General features: G+C 71.2%; 4 protein-coding genes and 1 pseudogene. 3 read left to right on the forward strand and 2 right to left on the reverse strand.

What is annotated here, in order from left to right; all coding sequences use genetic code 11:
- Positions 1–539: 539 nt before the first annotated feature.
- Positions 540–2,618: a SpoIIE family protein phosphatase gene (locus CHB94_RS23850; RefSeq protein WP_141137642.1), complete on the reverse strand. Its 2,079-nt coding sequence runs from the start codon at positions 2,616–2,618 to the stop codon at positions 540–542.
- 90 nt (positions 2,619–2,708) lie between these two features.
- Between CHB94_RS23850 and CHB94_RS23855 the strand changes: the two genes are divergently transcribed.
- Positions 2,709–6,341: a HAMP domain-containing protein gene (locus CHB94_RS23855; protein WP_089339037.1), complete on the forward strand. Its 3,633-nt coding sequence runs from the start codon at positions 2,709–2,711 to the stop codon at positions 6,339–6,341.
- Positions 6,338–6,886, forward strand: coding sequence for a response regulator (locus CHB94_RS23860; protein ID WP_089339038.1), 549 nt, complete (start codon positions 6,338–6,340; stop codon positions 6,884–6,886). The genes CHB94_RS23855 and CHB94_RS23860 overlap by 4 nt, the downstream gene beginning before the upstream one ends.
- Before the next feature lie 419 nt (positions 6,887–7,305).
- On the opposite strand, the pseudogene istB reads toward CHB94_RS23860, so the two are convergent.
- Positions 7,306–7,955, reverse strand: a pseudogene (gene istB, locus CHB94_RS23865) (IS21-like element helper ATPase IstB).
- Positions 7,956–8,281: 326 nt separating this feature from the next.
- Here istB and CHB94_RS23870 point away from each other — a divergent pair.
- Entirely contained in the window at positions 8,282–8,908 is a 627-nt protein-coding gene (locus CHB94_RS23870; protein ID WP_089339039.1) for a DUF2231 domain-containing protein, read from the forward strand.
- Positions 8,909–9,306 lie beyond the last annotated feature (398 nt).

Genomic DNA, 9,306 nt, shown 5'->3' on the forward strand with positions numbered 1-9,306 from the left:
GGCAGACCGGCAGCTCACCCACGCCCGCATAAGCCAATCAAGATCGAATCAGGCCTCATTCAGCCGACCAAGATCGACGGTGGATCAGGGCTGAGACAAGACAAACCCCCACCGGCCTGAAGACCGTGGGGGTTCAACTCGGTGTCCGAGGGGGGACACGGTACTTACGCACACGGCTATGGCCTGTCGAATGACCGCTGGCTCAGCGGGGAGCGACCCGGAAGACGGACCAGCCGATCTCGGTGAACCATGCGCTCGACTCCGCCGTGTCTGGAGGTCCGATCGGGCGAGCCGCCTCACCGGCCAGCGCGTTCGCCACCACCCACGCGCCGAGGGCGCTCCGGTCGTCCGTCGAAGTCTCCGGACTCGAAGGGGCGGTTCACTGCTGGGCACTGAACCAAGACGACACCGCCGGTTTTGACCGACCCGCAGCTGAGAGCAGGGCGTAGCGCGAGCGTGGCGACCTCGTGTGTCGCACCCTCAGACAGCGCGTAGCGAAGACTGCGGCGAGACGCCCTGCTCCCTCGTCCAGCAGGCTGCTAGGGCTCGACACGGACGGCGAGCAGGGCGATGTCGTCGCTGCAGGAGCCCGGGGCGAAGCGCTGCACGGCCTCGCGCACGGTTGCCACGAGTCGCGCGGCGCTCGTGCCGGACGCGGCGGCGGCCGCCTCGAGCAGCCGTTTCTCCTCGAACTGTTCCGTGCCACGCCGGCACTCGGTGACGCCGTCGGTGTAGAGCAGGAGCGTCTCCCCGGCGGCGAGCAGGTGTCGGGTGCAGTGCAGGTCGACGGCCTCGAACAGGCCCAGTGCGGTGCCGAAGCGACCGATCAGCTCGGCGGTGCCGTCGTCGCGGATGACGACCGGCTGGGCGTGCCCGGCCAGCACCAAATCGATCGTGACGGCGGACCACCCCTCGTGCTCAGCCCGGCTCAGCATCACGACGGCGAGCGTGCAGAACTGCTGCGGGTCGCCCGCCTCCACCATGACGTCGTTGAGCATCTCGATCGCCCGCACCAGCGGGCGCCCCTCCCGCACGAGCGCCCGGAGCACATCGCGGACCAGACCGGTGCGGGCCGCGGCCCGGGCGCCCTTGCCGCAGACGTCGCCGATGGTGACGAGCCACTGCTGAGGGCCGACCGTGACCACGTCGTAGAAGTCGCCGCTCACGTCGGCCCCGGTGCTCGCGGGCAGGTACTCCGCGGCGAAGTCGATCTGCGGTACCTGCGGCAGCGCGCGGGGCAGCAGGGCGGCCTGCAGCGTCTGCGACACCTGCACGTGCTCGCCGACGGTTCGCGCGTTGTGGACCGCCAGCGCCGCACGGCGGGCGATGTCGTCGATCAACAGCAGGTCCTCGGGGCTGTGCGAGCGGCCTGCGGGGCGCCCTACAAGCAGCATCCCGGTCGAGGTTCCGGAGGTCCGCAGCGCGACCGCGACGCCGTCCTCGGGCTCGGAGAACCAGGACGGCGCGGCGCCGCGGTGGGCCGCCGCCAGCCGGTCCCTCAGCTGGGGCGGGGGACCGGGCACGGCGTCGGGGTCGAGCACCGCCCGCAGCTCCGGCAGGCGGTCCTCGTCGGCGTGCGCGATCGCGGCCAGGCGCAGCCGTCGCGACGCCTCCGGCAGCAGCACCGCGCACCAGGTGCCCAGCCGGGGCACCACCAGCTGCGGCACGAGCGCGACCGTCATGTCGAGGTCCAGGGACTGGCCGAGCAGCTCGCTGGCCTCGACCAGGTAGGTCGTCCACGCCCGGCGGCGCTGGTCCACCTCTTGGAGGAACTGTGACTCGGCGGTGATGGCGATCCGCCCGGCGATCAGCTCGGTCAGCTCCCGTGCCCGCACGGCGTCGGCACCCTCGCGCAGGACGAGCCGGATGGTGCCGTGCAGGCCGGTCGTGGTCGGCAGCGGCACGTCGAGCGACCTCCCTGGCGGGACGGCGCCCTCGAGCGTGAGGGCGCCGGCCCGCGCCAGCTCGCGGGCCCCGGAGCCGTCGCCGCGGTCGACCTCGACGACGACGGCCGTGGCGTCGACGACGTCGCGCAGCCGGGCCGCGAGCTCCCGGACCAGGTCGGCGGGGTCGAGGCGACGGGCCAGGGACGACGGCACGTGCAGCAGCCAGCGGGCCTCCTCGGCGGCGGACCAGGTGCGCTCGTGCGCGGGGACAAGGGTCTCCGGCACGGCGACGCGAGGTGCCGATCGCCGTGCAACGGTGAACCACACCGTGTGCTGGCCGTCGGCGTGGTGCCGGGTGCCCCAGGACGTGGCCAGCCGCGCGATCAGGGTCAGGCCGCGACCGTGGGTGGCGGCCCGCCCGTAGCGCTGGCGCGGCTCGGCCAGTTGCAGCTCCAGCGCGCCCGCGCCGCGGTCGGTGACGGCCACGGTGACCTCGTCGTCACCGGCCACCACCGCCAGGTCGAACGCGGTGCCGGCGTGCAGCACGGCGTTCTCGCACAGCTCGCTGGCCAGCAGCACCACGTCGTCGACGAAGTCCGGCACGTCGCCGCCAACCCCGGCCGAGCCGACATCCGCCGTATCGGCGAGCACGTCGTGGATAATCCGCCGGACGAGCCTGATCGACCGGATGTCGGGCGGGAACCGCATCCGCCGCTCGAGTCGATCGGGCACGCGTGCAGTCTGCTGCACGTGGTTCCGGCGCCGCCCGAGCGGGTCGGCCCAGCGGCCCTCGGCCTCGATAACGCGCAGGTGGAGGCAGTGATGACGGCGACACGACACGCACGACCGGTGGTCCCCGAGGACCCTCGGGCGCCCGCAGAGGTGCCCGAGAACGCCGCCGGTGAGGATGCGACCGGCGGCGACGGCGCCTTCCTGGTCGAGCTGTCGCAGGTGCTGGCGCAGGTGCGTCGCGGCCGCTTCGACGTTCGCCTGGCCCGCCGCGAGGGGCCGGCGAGCGAGGTCGTCGAGCAGTTCAACGAGCTGGTGGCCCTTCAGGAGCGGCACAGCCGAGACCTGCTGCGGATCAGCCGGGTCGTCGGCCGCGAGGGGCGCATGTCCGAGCGGCTCGACGAGGAGTCCTACGACGGCGCGTGGGCGGGAGGCGTGCAGGCGGTGAACGCCCTCATCGACGATCTCGCCGCGCCCACCGCCGAGATCGCCCGGGTGCTCGACGCGGTCGCGGAGGGCGACCTCTCCCAGCACATGGCCTTGGAGATCGAAGGCCGCAGGCTCCGAGGCGAGTTCCGCCGCATCGGCAGCACGGTAAACAGGATGGTCGACCAGCTGTCCTCGTTCGCCGACGAGGTCACCCGGGTGGCCCGCGAGGTCGGCACGGAGGGGCGGCTCGGCGGCCAGGCCGACGTGCGCGGCGTCGCGGGCACCTGGCGGGCCCTCACCGACTCGGTCAACACGATGGCGAGCAACCTCACCAACCAAGTGCGATCGATCTCCTTGGCGGCCACCGCCATCGCCGAGGGCGACCTGTCCCGCAAGATCACCGTCTCGGCGCGGGGCGAGGTCGCCGAGCTGGCCGAGACGATCAACTCGCTGACCGACACGCTGCGGCTGTTCGCCGACGAGGTCACCCGGGTGGCCCGTGAGGTGGGCACCGAGGGCCGGCTGGGCGGGCAGGCCGTGGTACCGGACGTGGCCGGCACCTGGAAGAACCTCACTGACGCGGTGAACCTGATGGCGGCCAACCTCACCGGGCAGGTGCGCGGCATCGCGCAGGTGGCCACCGCGGTGGCGCGCGGCGACCTGAGCCAGAAGATCACCGTGGATGCGCGCGGGGAGATCCTGGAGCTGAAGTCGACGGTGAACACGATGGTCGACCAGCTGTCCTCGTTCGCCGACGAGGTGACCCGGGTGGCTCGCGAGGTGGGCATCGAGGGCCAGCTGGGCGGTCAGGCCCAGGTGCCGAATGTCTCGGGCACGTGGCGGGACCTCACCGAGAGCGTCAACCAGCTCGCGTCGAACCTGACCGGGCAGGTGCGCAACATCGCGCAGGTGACGACGGCGGTGGCGCGCGGTGACCTGAGCCAGAAGATCACCGTGGATGCGCGCGGGGAGATCCTGGAGCTGAAGTCGACGGTCAACACGATGGTCGACCAGCTCTCCTCGTTCGCCGACGAGGTGACCCGGGTGGCCCGCGAGGTGGGCACCGAGGGCAAGCTGGGCGGTCAGGCGCAGGTGCGCGGAGTGTCGGGAACCTGGCGGGACCTGACCGAGAGCGTCAACCAGCTGGCCGGCACCCTGACGACGCAGCTACGCGCGATCTCGGCGGTGTCGACCGCGGTGGCGCGCGGCGATCTCACCCAACAGATCCAGGTCGCGGCGCTCGGCGAGGTCGCCGAGCTGAAGGACAACATCAACCAGATGATCGCGGCGCTGCGCGAGACCACTGCGGAGAACGCCGGGCAGGGCTGGCTGGATTCCAACCTCGCCCGCATCGGTGGCCTGCTGCAGGGGCAGCGCGACCTCGGCGACGTCGGTCAGATGATCATGGAGGAGGTGGCGCCACTGGTGGGAGCCCAGGTGGGCACCTTCTTCCTGGCCGCCGATCCTGGTGATCTCGCGGAGGCGAGCGCCCCGGCCCGCTGGGTGATGTGCGCCGGCTACGCCGTCCCGCTCCAGGATCCGCCGCAGGAGTACCGCTTCGGGGAGGGGCTGGTGGGCCAGGCCGCGATGAGCAAGCAGAGCATCGTCGTCACCGAGCTGCCCCTGGGCTACCTGGATGTGCGCTCCGGCACCGGAACCGCCGCGGCCGGCGCGATCGTCGTGCTCCCCGTCCTCTTCGAGGGCGAGTCGCTGGGGGTGATCGAACTCGGCGCGACCACGCCGTTCTCGGCGCTGCACCTGACCTTCCTGGAGCGGCTCGTCACCACGATCGGCGTGGCGCTGGCGACCATCCAGGCCGGCCGGCGCACCGAGCAGCTGCTCGCGCAGTCCCAGCGGCTGACCACGGAGCTGCAGGATCAGTCCGCCGAGCTGCAGCGCACCAACGCCGAGCTGGAGGAGAAGGCGCTGCAGCTGTCCGAGCAGAACCGCAACGTCGAGCTCAAGAACATGGAGATCGACGCAGCCCGGCGCGGGGTCGAGGAGAAGGCGCAGCAGCTCGCGCTGGCCAACCAGTACAAGTCGGAGTTCCTGGCGAACATGAGCCACGAGCTGCGCACCCCGCTCAACTCGCTGCTGCTGCTGTCGCGGCTGCTGGCCGACAACCGGGACTCGAACCTGACCCCGAAGCAGACCGAGTTCGCCACGACGATCCATGCGTCCGCGACGGAGCTGCTGCGTCTGATCGAGGACATCCTCGACCTCTCCAAGATCGAGGCCGGCCGGGTGGACATCCACCCCGCCCCGGTACAGCTCGCCGACGTGTGCGCCGACGTGGAGCAGGCGTTCGGAGTCCAGGCCGAGGACAAGGGCCTCGAACTGCGCGTCGAGACGACCGCCGAGGTGCCCGCGACGATCACGACCGACGCCCAGCGGCTGCAGCAGATCCTGCGCAACCTCCTGGCCAACGCCCTCAAGTTCACCGACGCCGGAAGCGTCACGCTGGAGGTCGGGCTGGCACCACCTCGCACGCTGCACGGGGTGCCCTCGCTCGACCGCGCCCGCTCCGTCGTCTCGTTCGCGGTGCGTGACACCGGAATCGGGATCCCGGGCGAGAAGCTGGCGATGATCTTCGAGGCGTTCCAGCAGGCCGACGGCACCACCAGCCGCAAGTACGGTGGCACCGGGCTCGGCCTGTCGATCTCCAAGGAGCTGGCCGGGCTGCTGGGCGGCAAGATCACGGTGTCGTCCGAGCCGGGGGCCGGGTCGGTGTTCACCCTGCTGCTTCCGAATGAGTCCCCGGCGGTCACCACGGCGTCGTCCGGCGTCCCGGCCGGCCCACCGACCGTACCGCCGTCGGAGAGCGTCGAGCGGGGCGAGCCCATCCTGCGTGCCACGTCGTCGACGGTGCATCCGGTGCCGGACCTGTCCGGGACCACGGTGCTCATCGTGGACGATGACGTGCGGAACGTGTTCGCGCTCACCAGCGCCCTGGAGATGCACGGGCTGGAGGTCCTGTACGCCGACAACGGCCTCGACGGCATCGCGCTGCTCGGCGAGCACCCCGAAGTCGAGATCGTGCTGATGGACGCGATGATGCCCGACCTCGACGGCAACGCGACCACTCGCCGGATCCGGGCGCTGCCGCAGTGGCGGGAGCTGCCGATCGTCTTCCTGACCGCGAAGGCGATGCCCGGCGACCGGGAGTCCAGCCTCGCCGCGGGCGCCAGTGACTACGTCACCAAGCCCGTCGACCTTGACGAGCTGCTCGCGATCATGGCGTCCTGGGTGACCGGCGACGGAAGTGCGATCGCCCACGACGTCGGCGCTCCGGCATGACCGAGCCGGTCCGGGTCCTCGCCGTCGACGACCGACGGGAGAACCTGCTGGCGCTGCAGGCCATCTTGGAGGGGCTGCCGATCGAGGTCGTACCGGTCACCAACGGGGAGGACGCGCTCAAGCAGCTGCTCATCAAGGACTTCGCGCTGATCCTCCTCGACGCCCGCATGCCTGGGATGGATGGCTTTGAGACCGCCCGGCACGTCAAGCAGCGGGAGCGGACCCGGCACATCCCAATCCTGTTCCTCACCGCGGCGGACTACGACCCCCACATGGCCTTCCGCGGCTACCAGGCGGGTGCGGTCGACTACATCACCAAGCCCTTCGACCCGTGGGTGTTGCGGTCGAAGGTAGCCGTGTTCGTCGACCTCTACCTGCTGCACGCCGAAGTCGCCGCACGCGCCGCCGAGCGGGACGCGCTGCGCAAGAGCATGAACGAGGCGTTGGAGCTGCTCGACGGCGCCGAGCCCGCCGACGCCGCCACCTCGACGCTCGTAGAACGCCTGCGGGGTGTCCTCGGCGCCCTGCGCCGCGACCAGCCCTGATAGCCCTACGCATCCCGGAGGAGCGGGACACAGCGGGCTACCTGCTCGCGTGGCGACTGGGCCAAGCCGTGCCGACCGGTGATCCATGGTCCGGGCCAGGGGCGTTCCATCGCCGTCGACGGACGTCAACGCCACGGAGCGGGGTGCGGGGGCTGCGTCCAACGGCCCGAGCCTCCGGACACCGGCAGTCCGGATACATCGAGTGATCCCGCACGACACCATCGATGGTCGAGCCCGTGAGACGAGTGAACCCCCACGCCAGCATGCCGCAGGGGTTCGTGTCGGTGTCCGAGGGGTGACACGCTACATACGCACACGCCTCCACTCAGCCTGAAGAGACCGCCCCAGTGTCAACGGTGGCTGGGAACTGGCCCCCTAGCCACGCCTGAAAGTTGACCCCCTCGGGACCCCCCTCGGGGTCATGCTTCGTCGGGGGCGGCCGGGTGGGGGCGGCCGAGGTCGCGGTTTTTGAGCCGGTAGCTGTCGCCCTTGAGGGAGATGACTTCGGCGCGGTGGACGAGGCGGTCGATCATGGCGGCGGCGACGACTTCGTCGCCGAAGACCTCGCCCCAGCGGCCGAAGGGCTTGTTGCTGGTGACGATGAGCGAGGCCCGCTCGTAGCGGCTGCTGACCAGCTGGAGAACAGGTTGGCAGCCTCGGGTTCGAAGGGCACGTAGCCCACCTCGTCTCCCACCAGCAGTGTGTAGCGGCCCAGCCGTCGGAGCTCGTCCTGGAAGCGGCCGGCGTGGTGAGCGTCGGCCAGGCGGGTGACCCACTCGGTGGCCGTGGCGAACAGCACCCGGTGGCCGGCCTGGCAGGCGCGGATCGCCAGCCCGGTGGCCAGGTGGGTTTTGCCGGTGCCGGGCGGGCCGGGCAGCAGCACGTTCTCCTTGGCGGTGACGAAGTCGAGAGTGCCAGGGTGGGCGATCAGGTCGCGCTTGAGGCCGCGGGCGTCGTCGAAGTCGAACTCCTTCAGGCTCTTGCGGGCGGGGAAGCGGGCGGCGCGGATACGCCCCTCGCCGCCGTGGGACTCGCGGGCGGCGACCTCCCGTTGGAGACAGGCGATCAAAACTCCTCGTGGGTCCAGAACTGCTCGCGGGCCCGCTCGGCCAGCCGGGGCACCGCCTCGCGCAGTGTTCGGGCCTTCAGCGCGGGTTGAACCGGTCGGCCTTGCGGTTCGTCTGCGGACCGTAAGGCCGACTCAGCCCAGCAGGTGTCTGGCCGACCGAGGCGCCGACCGGCCGGGGGGCGAGGCGCGGATTGTGCTGGTGGCCGCTGGGGGGATGCCCGCGAGCAGACAGCCCCGTGGTCGGGTGCACGGCCGCAAGTGCGCAGTACACCGCAGACCTGGAGACTGCAGCGCATAAGAAGCGTCGACGGAAGGTCGGAGATCTTATGGAGATCGTCTCGCTGGTCGATAGGCTGCTACCCGGTACGAACAGTCGGCTCGACCGGCTCTCGAGCGCCTCCCAGACGGCGCTGGGTAGTGCCGCGGAAACCGCGGTGGGCCGACCGATCACATGGATCTTGCGCGGCAACGAGTGGCTCGGCCACCCGACCCATCCAGTTGTGGTGGCACTGCCCATCGGCGCCTGGACACTGTGTGGCTGGTATGACGCGCGCAGCGCGGCCAGTGGGGATCCACAGGACGAATACACCGCGGACACCGCGCTCCGCTTCGGCATCGTCGGGGCACTCGCCGCTGCCACGACCGGCTTGGTGCAGTACCTCGACACCCGTGACGGGGTGCGACGCGAGACCGCGGTGCACGCGGCGCTCAACAACATCGCTCTGGGGCTGTACGTCGGCTCGTGGGCAGCGCGTCAGCGCGGGCGGCGACCACTCGGGCGCCGCCTGGCCGCACTCGGTCTCAGCTTGGTGGGGGTGAGCGGCTTCCTCGGCGGTGACATCGCCTTCCGCCACGGGGTCGGGGTTCGCCCGCAGGCGCTACGGACCCCCGACCGCGCGGCATCTGACACCAGCGACGCGCCGATCGAGACCACGGAAGCGCGCCACTCTTGACCCGCGGAGGCAAGGCGACAGCAGTCCTGGCTCGTGCCTGCGGCTGCACGTGAGCGTGAGGGCGCGCCAGCCCGGCGGTGCCGAAGTCGAGCATCGGAAGGGGCACCGGCTGGCCTCGTCCTAACGAACAGGCGTGACGTCCGTGCCGGAGTGGCGGCACGGATTGCCCGGCGCCGTCCGGGCCATACCATCACCGGCATGCGCTGGCGCACTCTTCTGGCCGCGCCCGCTTAGGCCGTGCTCGCCGGGTGCTCGCGCCCGGCTGGCCCCTCGGCCGGCGGCACCGCAAGCTCCGCGCCCACCTCGGCTGATATGTGAGGTCGCCTGTCAAGAGGGCGTGGCGGGGCGCCGCCGGGGCTGGCTGCTCTGGCGGCGCCTCGTTTTTGTGCTGGCTTGAG

It is taken from the genome of Blastococcus mobilis (assembly GCF_900188025.1).
Taxonomy (GTDB): domain Bacteria; phylum Actinomycetota; class Actinomycetes; order Mycobacteriales; family Geodermatophilaceae; genus Blastococcus_B; species Blastococcus_B mobilis.